Annotated in this window: 14 protein-coding genes and 1 pseudogene; 8 read left to right on the top strand and 7 right to left on the bottom strand. The window is 71.9% G+C overall.

Annotated elements, in window-relative coordinates; genetic code table 11:
- Positions 1 to 8: 8 nt before the first annotated feature.
- The 4 genes from ACFWYW_RS46045 to ACFWYW_RS46060 are packed head-to-tail and all read right to left on the bottom strand — an operon-like array spanning position 9 to position 3,602.
- The gene (locus tag ACFWYW_RS46045; protein WP_379617669.1) at positions 9 to 902 is read right to left on the bottom strand and encodes a dihydrodipicolinate synthase family protein; all 894 of its coding nucleotides are present in this window, start codon (positions 900 to 902) and stop codon (positions 9 to 11) included.
- Positions 899 to 2,215 carry an NAD(P)/FAD-dependent oxidoreductase gene (locus ACFWYW_RS46050; RefSeq protein ID WP_379617667.1) on the bottom strand — a complete coding sequence of 439 codons (1,317 nt, stop codon included), beginning with the start codon at positions 2,213 to 2,215 and terminating at the stop codon, positions 899 to 901. Before ACFWYW_RS46050 ends, ACFWYW_RS46045 begins: the two co-directional genes overlap by 4 nt.
- Positions 2,212 to 2,457: a (2Fe-2S)-binding protein gene (locus ACFWYW_RS46055; protein ID WP_184974140.1), complete on the bottom strand. Its 246-nt coding sequence runs from the start codon at positions 2,455 to 2,457 to the stop codon at positions 2,212 to 2,214. The genes ACFWYW_RS46050 and ACFWYW_RS46055 overlap by 4 nt, the downstream gene beginning before the upstream one ends.
- Positions 2,457 to 3,602: an NAD(P)/FAD-dependent oxidoreductase gene (locus ACFWYW_RS46060; RefSeq protein WP_379617665.1), complete on the bottom strand. Its 1,146-nt coding sequence runs from the start codon at positions 3,600 to 3,602 to the stop codon at positions 2,457 to 2,459. The genes ACFWYW_RS46055 and ACFWYW_RS46060 overlap by 1 nt, the downstream gene beginning before the upstream one ends.
- Positions 3,603 to 3,706: 104 nt before the next feature.
- On the opposite strand from ACFWYW_RS46060, the gene ACFWYW_RS46065 reads away from it, so the two are divergent.
- Positions 3,707 to 4,684: a heme A synthase gene (locus ACFWYW_RS46065; RefSeq protein WP_379617663.1), complete on the top strand. Its 978-nt coding sequence runs from the start codon at positions 3,707 to 3,709 to the stop codon at positions 4,682 to 4,684.
- A gap of 51 nt (positions 4,685 to 4,735) precedes the next feature.
- Entirely contained in the window at positions 4,736 to 5,425 is a 690-nt protein-coding gene (locus ACFWYW_RS46070) for a vancomycin high temperature exclusion protein (RefSeq protein WP_379617661.1), read from the top strand.
- Between the two features lie 330 nt (positions 5,426 to 5,755).
- On the opposite strand, the gene ACFWYW_RS46075 is transcribed toward ACFWYW_RS46070, so the two are convergent.
- Both ACFWYW_RS46075 and ACFWYW_RS46080 read right to left on the bottom strand, forming a co-directional pair.
- Entirely contained in the window at positions 5,756 to 6,889 is a 1,134-nt protein-coding gene (locus tag ACFWYW_RS46075; protein WP_379617659.1) for a PrsW family intramembrane metalloprotease, read from the bottom strand.
- Positions 6,890 to 6,935: 46 nt separating this feature from the next.
- Positions 6,936 to 7,880, bottom strand: a complete 945-nt coding sequence (locus tag ACFWYW_RS46080; RefSeq protein WP_379617657.1) for a heme o synthase — start codon at positions 7,878 to 7,880, stop codon at positions 6,936 to 6,938.
- Positions 7,881 to 8,201: 321 nt separating this feature from the next.
- Here ACFWYW_RS46080 and tkt point away from each other — a divergent pair, with 321 nt between their 5' ends.
- From tkt to pgl, 6 genes are read left to right on the top strand one after another with little or no spacing between them, the layout of a single operon-like run.
- Positions 8,202 to 10,232: a transketolase gene (gene tkt, locus ACFWYW_RS46085; protein WP_379617786.1), complete on the top strand. Its 2,031-nt coding sequence runs from the start codon at positions 8,202 to 8,204 to the stop codon at positions 10,230 to 10,232.
- 1 nt (position 10,233) lies between these two features.
- Positions 10,234 to 11,331, top strand: coding sequence for a transaldolase (tal, locus tag ACFWYW_RS46090; protein ID WP_379617655.1), 1,098 nt, complete (start codon positions 10,234 to 10,236; stop codon positions 11,329 to 11,331).
- Positions 11,331 to 12,944, top strand: coding sequence for a glucose-6-phosphate isomerase (locus ACFWYW_RS46095; RefSeq protein WP_379617653.1), 1,614 nt, complete (start codon positions 11,331 to 11,333; stop codon positions 12,942 to 12,944). The genes tal and ACFWYW_RS46095 overlap by 1 nt, the downstream gene beginning before the upstream one ends.
- Before the next feature lies 1 nt (position 12,945).
- Positions 12,946 to 14,547, top strand: a complete 1,602-nt coding sequence (gene zwf / locus ACFWYW_RS46100; RefSeq protein ID WP_379617651.1) for a glucose-6-phosphate dehydrogenase — start codon at positions 12,946 to 12,948, stop codon at positions 14,545 to 14,547.
- On the top strand, positions 14,544 to 15,458 hold the full coding sequence (gene opcA, locus ACFWYW_RS46105) for a glucose-6-phosphate dehydrogenase assembly protein OpcA (RefSeq protein ID WP_379617649.1): 915 nt from the start codon (positions 14,544 to 14,546) through the stop codon (positions 15,456 to 15,458). The genes zwf and opcA overlap by 4 nt, the downstream gene beginning before the upstream one ends.
- A gap of 4 nt (positions 15,459 to 15,462) precedes the next feature.
- A complete protein-coding gene (gene pgl / locus ACFWYW_RS46110) occupies positions 15,463 to 16,236 on the top strand; it encodes a 6-phosphogluconolactonase (protein WP_379617647.1) in 774 nt (257 codons plus the stop codon).
- On the opposite strand, the pseudogene ACFWYW_RS46115 reads toward pgl, so the two are convergent.
- Positions 16,177 to 16,382 (bottom strand): annotated as a pseudogene (locus ACFWYW_RS46115) (hypothetical protein); the annotation flags it as partial. The gene pgl and the pseudogene ACFWYW_RS46115 overlap by 60 nt on opposite strands.

Genomic DNA, 16,382 nt, shown 5'->3' on the forward strand with positions numbered 1-16,382 from the left:
AGGGAGAGTCATGCGATCCCCTCGGCGAGGGCCTTTTCGGTGGCGGCGCGGACGGCGGCGGCCTGGTCCTCCGTCAGCGGCACGCGCGGCTGGCGGCAGGGGCCGCCGCGGCGGCCCGCCACGTCCATGGAGAGCTTGATGGCCTGCACGAACTCGATCTTGGAGTCCCAGCGCAGCAGCGGGTGCAGCATGCGGTACAGGGGCAGCGCCGTGTCCAGGTCGCGGGCGAGCGCGGCGCGGTACAGGGCGACGTTGGCGGCGGGCAGCGCGTTGGGGAAGCCGGCGATCCAGCCCACGGCCCCGGCGATGCCCAGCTCCAGCAGCACGTCGTCGGAGCCGACCAGCAGGTCGAGCCCGGGGGCGAGCTCGGCCAGCTCGTAGGCGCGGCGCACGTCCCCGGTGAACTCCTTGACCGCCACGATCAGCCCCTCGGCGTGCAGCTTGGCCAGCAGCGCCGGGGTGAGGTCGACCTTGGTGTCATAGGGGTTGTTGTAGGCCACGACGGGCACGCCCGCCTCGGCCACCTGGCGGTAGTGCTCCAGCACGGCGCGCTCGTCGGCGCGGTAGGTGTTGGGCGGCAGCGCGAGCACCGAGCCGCAGCCGATCTCGCGGGCGTGCTCGGCCCACCGGCGCGACTCGGCCGCGCCGTAGGCGCCGACGCCGGCCATGACGCGCTCGCCGCCGATCGCGGCGACGGCGGTCTCGGCGACCTTGGCGCGCTCTTCCGGCGTGAGCGTCTGGTACTCGCCCAGCGAGCCGTTGGGCACGACGCCGTCGCAGCCGTTCTCGACCAGCCAGCGGCAGTGCGCGGCGTAGCCGTCGTGGTCCACGGACAGGTCGTCGTGCAGGGGAAGCGCGGTGGCCACCATGACGCCGTGCCAGGGTTTGGTGCGTGTTGTCATCGATGTTCCTTCTGTGGGGGCTCCGCTAGGGCGCCTAGGGAGATCGGCTGGGCGATGGGGCGGCGTGGGGGCTGCTGGGGTTCCCCGGCCAGGCAGGCGAGCGCGTAGCCGCACATGCGGCCCTGGCACCAGCCCATGCCGGGCCTGGCCAGCAGCTTGATCGAACGGGCGTCGGTGGCGCCGAGCTCCTGCGCCTCGCGCACGCGAGACAGCGGCACCTCCTCGCACCGGCAGATGAGCGTGTCCCGGGTGAGCCACGACTGCCAGCCCGGCCTGACCGGGTAGGCGCTCTGCAGCGCCGCGGCGAAGGCCCGCAGCCGGGCGCGCCTGCGCAGCAGCAGGCCGGGCACCTCGCCCGTGGGCCCGCCGGCGAGCGCGAGGCCGGCGACGCGGCCCTCGATCTCCGACAGCTCCCAGCCGCCGACGCCGGTGGGCTCACCGGCCGCCCACACCCCGGGGACGCTGGTGCGCTGGCGCGCGTCCACGTCCACGACCGGCGTGCCGTCGGCGTCGTGGCGGGTCCGGCAGCCGAGCTGTACGGCCAGCTCGACCTGCGGCACGAACCCGTAGCCGACGGCCAGCGCGTCGCACTCCAGCTCCTCGGTACCCAGAACGTTCCAGTCGCGATCCAGCCTGGCCACCGTGACCGCGCGCAGCTCGTGCTCGCCGTGCGCGGCGATCACCGCGTGGTTCCTCCGGTACGGCACGCGCCGCGCGGCCAGCGCCCACGCGTACCCGGCGGCCTCGCCCGCCTTGCCGAGTGCCATGACCGGATGCCGGGCCAGCCCCAGCCCGCCCGAGGCCTCGAACACCCCGGCCACCTCCGCGCCCGCCCCCGCCAGCCCGGCGGCGACCGGCAGCAGGAACGGCCCGGTCCCGGCCACGGCGATCCGCCGCCCGGCCAGAACGCGCTCGCCCTTGAGCAGCGCCTGCGCGCCGCCGGCGGTGAGCACGCCGGGCAGGTCCCAGCCGGGGAAGGGCAGGGGCCGGTCGTGGGCGCCGGTGGCGATGAGCAGGCGCCGCGCCCGTACCTCCGTGCGGGCGGTGCCGTGGGCGTGCACGGTGAACCCGTCATCCTCGCGGCTGACAGCCCAGACCTGGTGCTTGAGCAGGACCTCGGCCCGCCGGCGCAGGGCGTGGGACTGGCGGGCGAAGCGGGGTGCGGGTTCCGCGCCGTGGGCGTGGCGGAAGTACTGGCCGCCCAGGCGCGGGCCGCCGTCCAGCAGCACGACGCGCAGCCCGGCGAGCGCGGCGGTCAGCGCGCCCGCGACCCCGGCGGGGCCGCCGCCGATGACGGCCAGGTCGTGGATCATGAGGTGCTCACCTCGTCACCGGGACGGGCCTCCAGCTGGCAGGCGCGCTCGGCCGGGCGGCCGTTGACCTCGACGAGGCAGTCGAAGCAGACCCCGATGCCGCAGAACAGCCCGCGCGGCCGGCCGCCGAACCGGGTGCTGCGCCAGGAGCGCACCCCGGCGGCGTGCAGCGCCGCGCCGATCGTCTGCCCCGGCTCGGCGGGCACGGCGCGGCCGTCGACGGAGATGTCGAACCGCTCCATCAGCCGGTCTCCTCTCGGGTGAAGCGGTCGGGGCGGAACGGGCGCAGGTCCAGGCCGGGCCGCTGCCCGGTGAGGAGCTGAGCCAGCAGGTGGCCGGTGGCGGGGGCCAGGCCGATGCCCGCCCCCTCGTGGCCGCAGGCGTGGTAGAGGCCGGGCGCCCGGGGGTCCTCGCCGATGACGGGCAGATGGTCGGGGCAGTACGGGCGGAAGCCGCAGTAGGAGCGGATGGCCCGCACCTCGCGCAGGGCGGGGAACAGCGCGACGGCCTGCGCGGCCAGCCTGGACAGCACCGGTACCGAGGTGGTCCGGTCGAAGCCGACCCGCTCCCTGCTGGCCCCGATGAGGACGGGTCCGGCGGGGGTGCCCTCGACCACGGCGGAGGTCTCCAGCCCTTCGGCGTCGCTGGCCACGTTGGTGACGTACGCGGCGGTGTAGACCTTGTGCCGGATCAGCGGTTCGCGCAGCGGTTCGGTCACCAGGATGAAGCCGCGCCTGGGCAGCACCGGCAGGTGGAGGCCGGCCAGTGCGGCGATCTCGCCGCCCCAGGTGCCGGCGGCGTTGACGACGGCGCCGCCGAGGATGTCCCCGTGGGAGGTACGCACGCCGTTCACCCGCTCTCCGCCGCGCAGGAATCCGGTGACGGTGACGCCGGTGCGCAGGTGGAGGGTGCCGTGGCCGTAGGCGTCCGCGCCGAGCCCGATCAGGCGGGCGGCGGCGAGCATGGGCTGGACCTGCGCGTCCTGGGGGTAGTGGACGCCGCCGGCCAGCCCCGGCGCCAGGTGCGGCTCGTAGCCGCCCAGCGCCTCGCCGGGTACCGCCGTGTGCTCCACGCCCTGCTTGGCGGCCAGTTCGGTGAGCTGCCGCAGGACGTCGGCGGTCTCGGCGACGACGAGCCCGCCCTTGGCCTCGAACTCGAACCCGCCGTGCCCGGCCAGTTCGCGCCAGAGGCGGTTGGACAGAAGGGCGAGGTCGAGCTCGGGGCCCGGCTCCTTGTCGGAGACGAGCACGTTGCCCTCGCCGGATCCCGTGGTGCCGCTCGCCACGGGGCCGCGGTCGACGACGGTCACGTCCAGCCCGGCGCGCGCCGCGTAGTAGGCGCAGGCGGCGCCGACCACTCCGGCGCCGATGACGATGACGTCCGACATCGGCCTCCCTTCAGTAATATGTCACACTACACTGAACTTCGCTCGGTCGGCCAGAGGCCATCGCGGTGGAAGGACCGGCACATACGGCCCCTACCATCGATGACGTGAAGCTACCCACGGACCACCCGAACCCGATCATCAGGAGTCTTTTCTTCTGGGCGCCCACCCAGGCCTCGATCCGCTATTGGGCGCTGGCGTCGGTCGTGGTCAACGCGGGCATCACGGTCACCGGCGCCACGGTCCGGGTGACGGAGTCGGGGCTGGGCTGCCCGACCTGGCCCCAGTGCACCAGCGACAGCTACCTCCCGGTCCTGCACCCGGAGATCTCGCCGCTGCACATGGCGGTCGAGTTCGGCAACCGGCTGCTCACGTTCCTGGTGCTGGCGGTCGGCTTCGCCTGCGTGATCGCCGCGCTGCGCCTGGCGCCGCGCCGTCCCGACCTGGTACGCCTGGCCTGGCTGCAGCCGGTCGGCATCGTCGTGCAGGCGCTCTGGGGCGGGCTGGTGGTCAGAACCGCCCTGCACCCGGCCACGGTCGGCGCGCACTACCTGATCTCCGTGGGCCTGATGGCCGCCTGCTGGATGTTCTACGTGCGCACGGGCGAGCGCGAGGGAGTGATCCGGCGCACCGTGCACCGCGACATCAGACGGCTGGCACAGGTCCTGATCGCGGCGACGTTCGCGCTGCTGATGGCGGGAGTGCTGGTCACCGGCACCGGCCCCCACTCCGGCGACGAGCTCGCCTCGCGCTTCGACTTCGACATCGAGACCGTGGCGAGGATCCACGCCGACCTCGCCTACCTCGTCGTCGGCCTGACCTTCGCGCTGCTGATCGCCCTGCACGTGAGCGACGCGCCACGGGCCGCCCGCCGGGCCGCGCTGGCGCTGCTGGGCATCGAACTGCTGCAGGGCGTCATCGGCTACACGCAGTACTTCCTGGGCGTGCCCGCCTTCCTCGTGGGCCTGCACGTGCTCGGCTCGACCCTGGTGTGGATCTTCGCGCTGCGCGCGGCGACCGCCACACGCACCCGTGAGCCGGTCGGAACCCTCCCCTCCCCCAGCCGGGAGCCCGCCACCGCCTGACCGGTTATGGCACGATAGGTCCGCCCCTCCCCCACCGGCGGAAGGCCCCCCTTGTCAGGAAATAAGCGGAAGCTCCAGAGAAGGGGCTACCAGACGCTCGTCCTGGCCAGCGTGCTCGCGCTGGCCCCCATGACCTGGGCCTGGCTCGACAGCTCACCGCACCGCGCCACCGCCGGCACCGAGGGCTGGCTCGCGCGGGTCCCGGACGCGCAGGCCGCCCTCGTGCTCGGCGCCGGCCTGTACGGCGGGCAGCCCTCCCCCATGCTCGCCCGCCGCCTCGACATCGCCGCCGAGCTGTACCGGGCCGGCAAGGTGAAGGCACTGCTGCTGTCCGGCGACAACAGCCGCAGGGAGTACGACGAGCCCACCGCCATGCGCGACTACCTGACCCACAAGGGCGTACCTGTGAGCGCGATGGTCCTGGACTACGCCGGGTTCGACACCTGGGACTCCTGCGTACGCGCCCGCAAGGTCTTCGGTGCCCAGCGCCTGACCGTGGTCACCCAGGTCTTCCACATCCCACGAGCCGTCACGCTCTGCCGTACGGCCGGCCTGGAGACCTACGGGGTGGGCGACGACTCGACCAAGCAGTGGGCGGCGGCGACCTACGTCTACGCGACCAGAGAACTCCTGGCCACGGCGAAGGGCTTCGCCGACGCCGTCCTCCTCCGCTCCGACCCCATCTTCCCAGGCCCGAGAGAAACCACTCTGACCCACCTCCTGGCCCACCCCACCCCCTGAAACCTGAAGCCCACAAGCCCGGCCAAAGCCACGAGTGCCGGAGCACCGGCCCAAGAGACACCACAGGACGCGATCGGCCCAAAGAAGGGGGTGGTCGCGACGGCCTGGGTTCCGGCCCATGCCGGAGCCGGGTCGTCATGGCCTGAAGCAGCGGTTCACGTGGGCCGTGACGGCGGGGACCAGGTCCGGCGTGAGAAGCGACCCCCACGATCGGCGCCCGCCCACGGCGGCGGGTGGCGGTGGGGTGGCGGCAGCCGTAACGGAAAAGCGACCGTCATCGCGCGATCACGACGATTGTCCTCGCGCACGCAGCCGGACAGAGGAACGCGGTCATCTCCTCGCGGGGGCGGGGAAGCCGGAGCGGGCGGCGCTCATGCATTCGAGGAGGGCGCGTTGTTCCTCGTGGAAGGTTTGCTCGTCGACCACGCGGCGGGCGGCGCGGTCGTGCAGCAGGCCGAGTTCGGTGGCGGCGAGCTGGTAGTCGCTCATCGCGCGCAGCCCGCGCTTGCCGCCGTGGGCGCTGGCCCACTGGCGGGCGCGGCGGCGGCGGGACAGGGCCGAGAGCATGTGGATGTCGGCCGGGTCGACCAGGCGGGTCGGTGCGTAGGGCGGCAGGTAGCGCTGGATGAGGGCGACGATGCGCCGTCTGTCCTTGATGACGATGCCGATCATGACCAGGAGGACCAGCAGCAGGATCAGGTAGGCGATCAGGAGGCCGCCGAAGCCGCCGTAGGAGGCCATGCCGTTCCACAGGCCGTGCAGCAGCATCGCGCCGATCCAGCCCGCCAGGATGTAGCCGACCCGCACCGAGCCGCTGCGCTGCGCCGCGTAGGCCACCGCGACACCGATCATCGAGGTGAACAGCGGGTGCGCGAACGGCGACAGGATGCCGCGCAGCACGACGGTGACGGCCAGGCCCTCGACGCCCCGCTCGGTGAGCGCGGCCACGTAGTAGCTGACGTTCTCGCTCATCGCGAAGCCGAGGCCGACCATGCTGGCGTAGATGATGCCGTCGGTGGGGCCGTCGAGCTCGGCCCGGCGAAAGCGCAGCAGGCCGAGCAGGACCAGGCCCTTCATCGTCTCCTCGACGACGGGCGCGCCGAACGTGGCGGCGACGCTGCGGGCGTTGTCGGGGGTGAGGTTGGCGGCGTCCACGATGTAGTGCAGGTTGAGCGAGTTGACGACGCCCGCGACCAGGACGGCCACGCCCGCCCCCCACGCGAAGGCGAAGACGAGGTTGCTGCGCGGCTCCGGCTCCATGCGGTCGAGCGCGAGCACCGCGGCGAGCAGGACGGGCACCGGGGCCAGGGCCAGCAGGAGGGCGACGAGGAAGTCGACAGGCGCGCCGTTGATCACGTCGAAGGAGAGCGAGACGAGTGCGCAGATGCCGGTGACGACCAGCCCGATGATCAGGGCGAAGGATGGCCGGTCCTTGAACACCCAGCGTGGATCACGGGACGCCATAGGGTGACTTTAACGGATCGTGTGCATGGTGTCCCGCCGCACACGCTCAGCTGAGCAGCGGGTCGATGGCGACGGCGAGGAACAGGAGCGCCAGGTAGGCGTTGGACCAGTGGAAGAAGCGCATCGGCCGCAGATCGACTCCGGTCTTGCCGGCGTTGACCCTGGCCAGCATGCGGTGGATCTCCCACAGGCACACGACGCCGAGCGCGAGCGCGACGATCGGGTAGAGCAGCGTGGTGCCGGCGACGGGCCACAGCAGCAGCGAGCAGATCACCGTCGCCCACGTGTAGACGATGGACTCCACGACGACCCTGCGCTCGGTGGCGACCACGGGCAGCATCGGGATCGAGGCGGCGGCGTAGTCCTCCTTGTAGCGCATGGCCAGCGTCCAGGTGTGCGGCGGCGTCCAGAAGAACACCACGCCGAACAGCACCAGCGGCGTCCACTCCAGGCTGCCGGTGATGCCCGACCAGCCGATGACCACCGGCATGCAGCCGGCCAGGCCGCCCCAGACGATGTTCTGGGACGTGCGCCGCTTGAGGATCATCGAGTAGACGAAGACGTAGAACAGGATCGCCGACAGGTTGAGCGCGGCGGCGAGCAGGTTCGTGGTGACCCACATGCCAACAACGGACAAAGTTCCGAGGACGATTCCGAAGATCAGCGCGTTGCGCGGCGTGACCTGGTGGCGGGCCAGCGGGCGCTTGCGGGTGCGCCGCATCTTCACGTCGATGTCGCGGTCGATGTAGCAGTTGAGCGCGTTGGCGCTGCCCGCCGACAGCGTGCCGAACACCATGACCCACAGGGCCTTCCACAGCGGCGGCAGGCCGCCCGACGCGAGGAACATGACCGGCAGCGTCGTGATCAGGAGCAACTCGATGACCCGCGGCTTGGTCAGCGCGACATAGGCCTTGACGACCGCGCCGAAGGAGCGCGGCGGCGTGGCCTGCGGGGCCGGGGCCGTCGATTGCCTGTTCGTGAGCACCGTCAAGGCGCTTCCAGCACGTGCGGAGTCAACGCGTAACCTCTGATTAGAGCAAATCCGTGAATGGACGCCGTGGCGTCTCTGCGAACACACAAACTGTAGTAGCAGGGTCGGCCGGTCCGGCCATGGGGGGCGTGACCCGCTCTCGGACACGCACGGAGCGGCAAGGGAATCGATCTTGACCGCTGCTCCGTTAGGGTCCGGTGTGGGCGGGAAATGCCAACCGGCACCACCTATGACAACGAGATTCCGGAGATCGAGCAGTTGAGCACCTTTGAATGGACCGACCTCGACAAGCAGGCGGTCGACGTCGTCCGAGCACTGGCGATGGACGCGGTGGAAAAGGCCGGCTCCGGCCACCCCGGCACGGCGATGAGCCTGGCGCCGGCCGCCTACCTGCTCTTCCAGCGCACGATGCGGCACGACCCGACCGACGCGAGCTGGCTCGGCCGCGACCGTTTCGTCCTGTCGTGCGGCCACTCCAGCCTCACCCTCTACATCCAGCTCTACCTTTCCGGCTACGGGCTGACGCTCCAGGACATCGAGGGCCTGCGTACGTGGGACAGCCTCACCCCCGGCCACCCGGAGCACGGGCACACGATCGGCGTGGAGACCACGACGGGCCCGCTGGGCCAGGGCGTCGGCAACGCGGTCGGCATGGCGATGGCCGCCCGCCGCGAGCGCGGACTGTTCGACCCGGACGCCGCCCCCGGCACGAGCCCCTTCGACCACCACATCTGGTGCGTCGCCTCCGAGGGTGACATCGAGGAGGGCATCAGCCACGAGGTCAGCGCGCTCGCCGGCCACCAGAAGCTCGGCAACCTGACCGTGCTGTTCGACTCCAACCACATCTCGATCGAGGACGACACGCAGATCGCGCTGTCGGAGGACATCCTCAAGCGCTACGAGGCCTACGGCTGGCACGTGCAGAAGGTCGACTGGACGAAGACCGGTGAGTACACCGAGGACGTCGCCGCCCTGAACGCCGCCCTGGAAGCCGCCCGCGCCGAGACCGGCAAGCCGTCGTTCATCATGCTGCGCACGATCATCGGCTGGCCGGCGCCCAACAAGCAGAACACCGGCAAGATCCACGGCTCCAAGCTCGGCGCCGACGAGGTCGCCGCCACCAAGAAGATCCTCGACATGGACCCGGAGAAGTCCTTCGACGTCCCGGCCGAGGTGCTGGAGCACGCGAGGCTGGTGGCCGCGCGCGGCCGCGCGGCGCACGCCGAGTGGGAGAAGGGCTACGCCGCGTGGCGCCTGGCCAACCCCGAGCGCGCCGCCGAGCTCGACCGCATCTCCGCCCGCGAACTGCCCGCCGGCTGGACCGGCGCGCTGCCGGAGTTCGAGGCCGGTGCCTCGGTCGCCACGCGCAAGGCCTCGGGCGAGTTCCTCAACTCCGTCTCCCGCGTGCTGCCCGAGCTGTGGGGCGGCTCGGCCGACCTGGCCGAGTCCAACAACACCACGATGAAGGGCGAGCCGTCCTTCATCCCGGAGGAGCACCAGACCAAGGACTTCCCCGGTAACCGCTACGGCCGGACGCTGCACTTCGGCATCCGCGAGCACGGCATGGGCGCCATCCTCAACGGCATCGCCCTGCACGGCGGCACCCGGCCCTACGGCGGCACCTTCCTGGTCTTCTCCGACTACATGCGGCCGGCCGTACGCCTGGCGGCGCTGATGAAGCTGCCGGTCACCTACGTCTGGACGCACGACTCGATCGGCCTCGGCGAGGACGGCCCGACCCACCAGCCGGTCGAGCACCTGTGGGCGCTGCGCGCGATCCCGGGCCTGGACGTGGTCCGTCCGGCCGACGCCAATGAGACCGTCTTCGCGTGGAAGGCCGTGCTGGAGCACACCGACCGCCCGGCCGCGCTGGCCCTGACCCGGCAGAACCTGCCGGTCTACGAGGGCACGAGCGCCGAGGGCGTCAAGCGCGGCGGGTACGTGCTGCGCGAGGCCTCCAACGGGCAGCCGCAGGTGATCCTCATCGCCACCGGCTCCGAGGTCGAGCTGGCCGTGGAGGGCAGGGAACTGCTCGAGGCGCAGGGCATCCCGGCGCGCGTGGTCTCGATGCCGTGTGTGGAGTGGTTCCACGGGCAGGACTCCGCGTACCGGCAGAGCGTGCTGCCGCCCTCGGTCAAGGCCCGCGTCGCGGTCGAGGCGGGAATCGCGCTCGGCTGGCGGGAGTTTGTGGGTGAGGCGGGCGAGACGGTCAGCCTTGAGCACTTCGGGGCTTCTGCTCCCTACAAGACGCTGTACGAGCAGTTCGGCCTGACGGCCGAGCGCGTGGCGGCGGCGGCCAAGGCCAGCCTCGCCAAGCTCGGCCACGACAAGGGCGAGACGACGGGAAACTGAGATGAGCAGCAGCGAGAACCTGAACAAGCTGTCCGGCCAGGGTGTGTCCATCTGGCTCGACGACATCAGCCGGGAGCGCCTGCGCACCGGCAACCTGGAGCAGCTGATCCGCGAGAAGAACGTGGTCGGCGTCACCTCCAATCCGACGATCTTCGCGGGCGCCCTCAGCAAGGGCGACGCCTACGACAGCCAGATCCAGGACCTGGCGGTACGCGGCGTCGACGTGGGCGAGGCCGTGCGCGCGATCACCTCCTACGACATCCGCTGGGCCGCCGACGTGCTGCGCCCCGTCTACGACGCCACCGGCGGCGTGGACGGCCGCGTGTCGCTGGAGGTCGACCCGCGCCTGGCCCGTGAGACGGAGAAGACCGTCGCCGAGGCCCGCGCGCTGTGGTGGATGGTCGACCGGCCCAACCTGTTCATCAAGATCCCGGCGACCCGGGAGGGCCTGCCGGCGATCACGCAGGCGATCTCCGAGGGCATCAGCGTCAACGTCACGCTGATCTTCTCGCTGGAGCGCTACCGCGCGGTGATGGACGCCTGGCTGACCGGCCTGGAGGCCGCGCAGGCCAAGGGGCTCAAGCTGTCCGGCGTCGAGTCGGTGGCCTCGTTCTTCGTCAGCCGTGTCGACACCGAGATCGACAAGCGCCTTGACGCCGCGGGCAAGCCGGAGCTGAAGGGCAAGGCGGGCGTGGCCAACGCGCGCCTGGCCTACGCGGCCTTCGAGGAGGTCATGAACTCCGAGCGCTGGCAGCGCCTGCGCGCCGCCGGCGCCCGCCCGCAGCGCCCGCTGTGGGCCTCGACCGGCGTGAAGAACCCCGAGTACCGCGACACGATGTACGTCGACGACCTCGTCGCGCCCGGCACGGTCAACACCATGCCGGAGAAGACGCTCGACGCGACCGCCGACCACGGCAACATCGCCGGCGACACCATTCGCCCCTTCTACGAGCAGGCCTGGAACACGATGGCCGCGCTCAAGGAGGCCGGCGTCGACTACGACGACGTCGTGAAGGTCCTGGAGGACGAGGGCGTCGACAAGTTCGAGGCCTCCTGGACCGAACTGCTCGACAGCGTGGCGAAGAAGCTGGCCGGTTAGTGGAAGTCACGATCCGCGACGAGGAGGTGGCCGAGGCCGCCTCCTCCGCCGCGGTACGTCTCCTCGACGACGGCGTGCCGGCACGGCTGGCCGCCGGTGACCCAGGGCTCTGGGGCGAGGAGGCGGCGGCCGGGGCGGCGACCCGCCTCGGCTGGCTCAACCTGCCCCTGACCTCTCGCGAGCTGCTGCCGGAGATCGGCAAGCTGGCCGAGTGGGCGGGGGCGCAGGGCCTGACCAACGTCGTGCTGGCCGGGATGGGCGGCTCGTCACTGGCCGCGGAGGTCATCTGCGACACCGCCGACGTGCCGCTGACCGTGCTCGACACGAGCGACCCCCGGCAGGTACGCCGCGCGCTGGCCGACGACGACCTGGACCGGACCGTCCTCGTGGTCGCGAGCAAGAGCGGCACGACCGTCGAGACCGACGCCGCCCTGCGCGTGTTCGAGGCCGCCTTCCGCGCCGCCGGGATCGACCCCGGCGACCGGATCGTGGTGGTGACCGACCCCGGCTCCCCGCTGGAGCAGGCCGCGATCGACGCCGGGTACCAGATGGTTCTGGCCAGGCCGGACGTGGACGGCCGCTACTCGGCGCTGTCGGCGTTCGGACTGGTGCCGAGCGCGCTGGCGGGCGCGGAGATCGAGCGGCTGCTCGACGACGCCGACGAGGTGACGCCGCTGCTGGCGCGCTCGGCCGGCAACCCCGGCCTCGACCTGGGCGCGGTGCTCGGCGGCGCGGCGCTGGCCGGGCGCGACAAGCTCATCCTGGAGGACCGGCTCGCGCAGATCACCGGGCTGCCCGGCTGGATCGAGCAGCTCGTCGCCGAGTCGCTCGGCAAGGACGGCCGCGGCATCCTGCCCGTCGTCGCCGCCGACCCCAGCGGGGCCGGCGACGAGCTCGTCGTGGCGATCGGCTCCGACAACGGCGACGTGCGCGTGGACGGCGCGCTCGGAGCGCAGTTCCTGGTGTGGGAGTACGCGACGGCGCTGGCCGGGCGGCTGCTGGAGGTCGATCCCTTCGGCCGGCCGGACGTGGCCGGGGCCGAGAGGAACACCGCGGCGCTGCTGGAACACCTGCCCGCGGCGGAACTCCCCGCGTTCACCGACGGCCCGGTGGAGGTCTACGGCCCCACCGCCGCCCGTGACCTTCCCGGGCTGCTGGCCGAACTGCTGGCCGCCGTGCCCCGCGACGGCTACCTGGCCGTGCTGGCCCACCTCGACCGGCTGGCCGCCTTCGACGCGCCGGTGCGCGACGGCGCCGACTTCGAGGAGATGACCGACGCCTGGATGGCGGCCGACGCGGCGACGCTGCGGGCATTGCTCGCCCTGCGCACCGACCGGCCGGTGACCTTCGGGTGGGGGCCGCGCTACCTGCACGCCACCGGGCAGTACCACAAGGGCGGGCCACGGAACGGGGTGTACGTCCTGATCACCGGTGTGGTGGAGGACGACCTCGGAGTGCCCGGCCGGCCGTACGGCTTGGGCGGGCTGCAGCTGGCCCAGGCTCTGGGCGACCTTCAGGCGCTGGCGGGCCGGGGGCGGCCTGCCGTACGCCTGCATCTGACCGACCGCGTGACCGGAGTCGCGCACTTGCTCGCAGCCGCACAGGAGGCTTGACATGACAGACCCGGCAGCGCCCGCAGAGGAGGCCGTCACCGTGGCGGCGGCCGTCGCGGGCACCGCCACCACCCTTGAGGTGGCGGCCGCCAACCCGCTGCGTGACCCGCGCGACAAGCGGCTGCCCAGGGTGGCGGGACCGTGCGTGATGGTGTTGTTCGGCGTGACGGGCGACCTGGCCAAGCGCAAGTTGTTGCCGGCGATCTACGACCTGGGCAACCGGGGGCTGCTGCCGCCCGGCTTCTCGCTGGTCGGTTTCGCGCGCCGTGATTGGAAGGACCAGGACTTCGCCCGGCTGACGCACGACGCGGTGAAGGCCAACGCCAGGACGCCGTTCCGCGAGGAAGTGTGGAAGCAGCTGGCCGAGGGGATCCACTTCGTGCCCGGGGAGTTCTCCGACGACGGCGCGTTCGACGCGCTGGCGATGGCGTTGAAGGAGATCGACCAGACGCGGGGCACGGGCGGCAACTATGCCTTCTACCTGTCGGTGCCGCCGAAGTTCTTCCCCGCCGTGGTGAAGCAGTTGAAGCGGACCGGGCTGGCCGACGCGCCGGAGGGTTCGTGGCGGCGGGTGGTGATCGAGAAGCCGTTCGGTCACGACCTGAAGAGCGCCCACGAGCTGAACGAGATCACCAACGAGGCCTTCCCGGAGTCGTCGATCTTCCGGATCGACCACTACCTGGGCAAGGAGACCGTCCAGAACATCATGGCGCTGCGCTTCGCCAACAACCTGTACGAGCCGATCTGGAACCGTTCCTACGTCGACCACGTGCAGATCACCATGGCCGAGGACATCGGCCTGGCGGGTCGGGCGGGCTACTACGACGGCATCGGCGCGGCCCGCGACGTCATCCAGAACCACCTGCTGCAGCTGCTGGCGCTGGTGGGGATGGAGGACCCGACCTCCTTCGAGGCCTCGTCGCTGCGGCGGGAGAAGGAGAAGGTACTCAAGGCGGTACGCCTGCCGGCCGACCTGAAGAACAACACCGCCAGGGGCAAGTACGCGGCCGGCTGGCAGGGCGGCGAGAAGGTCGTCGGCTACCTGGAGGAGGACGGCATCCCGGCCGACTCCACGACCGAGACCTACGCCGCCATCAAGCTGGAGATCGCCAACCGCCGCTGGGCCGGAGTGCCGTTCTACCTGCGTACGGGCAAGCGGCTCGGGCGGCGGGTGACCGAGGTGGCCGTGGTCTTCCAGCGCGCCCCGCACCTGCCGTTCAGCAAGGACGACACCGAGATCCTCGGCCAGAACGCGCTGGTCATCAGGGTGCAGCCGGACGAGGGCATCACGGTGCGCTTCGGCTCGAAGGTGCCGGGCACCGCGATGGAGGTGCGCGACGTGTCCATGGACTTCGCCTACGGCGAGTCGTTCATGGAGTCCTCCCCCGAGGCCTACGAGCGGCTGCTGCTGGACGTCATGATCGGCGACCCGCCGCTGTTCCCGCACCAGCGCGAGGTGGAGCTGTCGTGGAAGATCCTCGACCCGATCGAGGAGTTCTGGGCCACGCAGGGCCAGCCGGAGGACTATCCGGCCGGCTCGTGGGGCCCGCCGTCGGCCGACGAGATGATGGCCCGTGACGGGCGTGTGTGGAGAAGACTGTGACCACTTTCATGCTGACGGACACGACCGCGGGGAAGATCTCCGCGCAGCTCATGCACCTGCGCCACCAGATGGGCGCGCCCGCCATAGGGATGGTGCTGACGCTGGTGGTCATCTGTGACGAGCGCGACCAGTACGACTCCCTGCGCGCGGCCACCGAGGCCGCCCGCGAGCATCCCTCGCGCATCCTCGTGGTGATCAGCCGGGAGGCCGACGAGGCCAACCGGCTCGACGCCGAGCTGCGGATCGGCGAGTCCACTCCGGGCGAGGTCGTGGTGCTGCGCCTTTACGGCGAGCTGACCGAGCACGCCGACTCCGTGGTCAGCCCGCTGCTGCTGCCCGACACGCCGGTGGTGGCGTGGTGGCCGGGCGAGGCGCCGCTGGTCCCGGCCAAGGACCCGATCGGCGCGCTGGCCCAGCGCCGCATCACCGACGCCAAGGCCGTGCACGACGGCATCAAGGAGCTGGCGACCCGCGCCAAGGGCTACGCGCCCGGCGACACCGACCTGTCGTGGGCGCGGCTGACGCCGTGGCGCAGCCTGCTGGCCGCCGCCTTCGACCAGCCGGTGGGCAAGCTGAAGAAGGGCGTCGTGGAGGCCACCGCCGGTCACCCGAGCGCGCCGCTGCTGGCGGCGTGGCTGTCCGAGCGCCTGGGCGCGCCGGTCAAGGTGTCGGACTCGGCGGGCCCCGGCCTGACCTCGGTACGGCTGTCGCTGGCCGACGGCGAGCTGACCGTGAGCCGCAGCGACGCCCGCCTGGCGACGCTGTCGCGGCCCGGCCAGCCCGACCGCAACGTGGCGCTGGCCAGGAGGACCACGGCGGAGCTGCTGGCCGAGGAGCTGCGCCGCCTCGATTCCGATGAGATCTACGAGGCGGCGGTCAAACGGCTGGCCAAGTCCTACAAGGGCGGATGATGTGGTGAGTGTTCCTTCTGTGGTCGTCCATCGCGACGCCGACGTTCTGGCCAAGGCCGTGGCCGCGCGGATCATCACGCGGCTGGTCGACGCGCAGTCGGCGAAGGGGTGGGCCTCGATCGTGCTGACCGGCGGCTCGGTCGGCATCGCCACGCTCGCGGCGATCGCCGCTACGCCGGCCCGCGACGCCGTCGACTGGCCGAAGCTGGACGTGTGGTGGGGCGACGAGCGGTTCCTGCCGGAGGGCGACCCCGAGCGCAACGAGACCGGCGCCCGCAAGGCGCTGCTCGACCACGTCGACCTCGACCCGGCCCGGGTGCACGTCATGCGCGGGCCGGACTCGGGGATGACCGCCGAGGAGTCGGCCGACGCCTACACCGCGGAGCTGCGGGCGGCGGCGCGGCCGGAGGACCACGGGCCGGCGCCGAGCTTCGACGTGATGCTGCTCGGCATGGGGCCCGACGCCCACGTGGCCTCGCTGTTCCCGGGCATGCCGGCGCTGTACGACACGCGGCCGGTCGTGGCGGTGCACGGCTCGCCCAAGCCGCCGCCGACGCGGATCTCGCTGACGCTGCCCACGATCCAGGCCGCGCGCGAGGTGTGGGTGGTGGCCGCGGGTGCGGAGAAGGCCGGGTCGGTACGGCTGGCGCTGTCCGACTCCGGCCCTGTGCAGGTGCCCGCCGCGGGTGCGCGCGGGCGGGGCCGTACGTTGTTCCTGCTAGATCGCGCCGCGGCGGCGAAGATACCGGCGGGGCTTGGCCGTATCGCCTCGCCGTGAGGTGCGGCCCCACGGCTTGAAGATCGACAGCACGACGGCGACCAGCAGCAGGCTCGGGGCCACGAAGATCGGGTAGAGGAGCTGGTCCGGCGGCTGTGCGGCGGTGTCACCCGCCGCCAGCCGCCGTCCGTACTCGGCGCCCTCGT

It is taken from the genome of Nonomuraea sp. NPDC059023, assembly GCF_042740095.1.
In the GTDB taxonomy this organism is placed as follows: domain Bacteria; phylum Actinomycetota; class Actinomycetes; order Streptosporangiales; family Streptosporangiaceae; genus Nonomuraea.

Excerpts from the sequence above, each read along its gene's own strand:
- ACFWYW_RS46045 (WP_379617669.1), bottom strand. The coding sequence starts at position 902 with ATGACAACACGCACCAAACCCTGGCACGGCGTCATGGTGGCCACCGCG.
- ACFWYW_RS46050 (WP_379617667.1), bottom strand. The coding sequence starts at position 2,215 with ATGATCCACGACCTGGCCGTCATCGGCGGCGGCCCCGCCGGGGTCGCG.
- ACFWYW_RS46055 (WP_184974140.1), bottom strand. The coding sequence starts at position 2,457 with ATGGAGCGGTTCGACATCTCCGTCGACGGCCGCGCCGTGCCCGCCGAG.
- ACFWYW_RS46060 (WP_379617665.1), bottom strand. The coding sequence starts at position 3,602 with ATGTCGGACGTCATCGTCATCGGCGCCGGAGTGGTCGGCGCCGCCTGC.
- ACFWYW_RS46075 (WP_379617659.1), bottom strand. The coding sequence starts at position 6,889 with ATGGCGTCCCGTGATCCACGCTGGGTGTTCAAGGACCGGCCATCCTTC.
- tkt (WP_379617786.1), top strand. The coding sequence starts at position 8,202 with ATGGACGCGGTGGAAAAGGCCGGCTCCGGCCACCCCGGCACGGCGATG.
- tal (WP_379617655.1), top strand. The coding sequence starts at position 10,234 with ATGAGCAGCAGCGAGAACCTGAACAAGCTGTCCGGCCAGGGTGTGTCC.
- zwf (WP_379617651.1), top strand. The coding sequence starts at position 12,946 with ATGACAGACCCGGCAGCGCCCGCAGAGGAGGCCGTCACCGTGGCGGCG.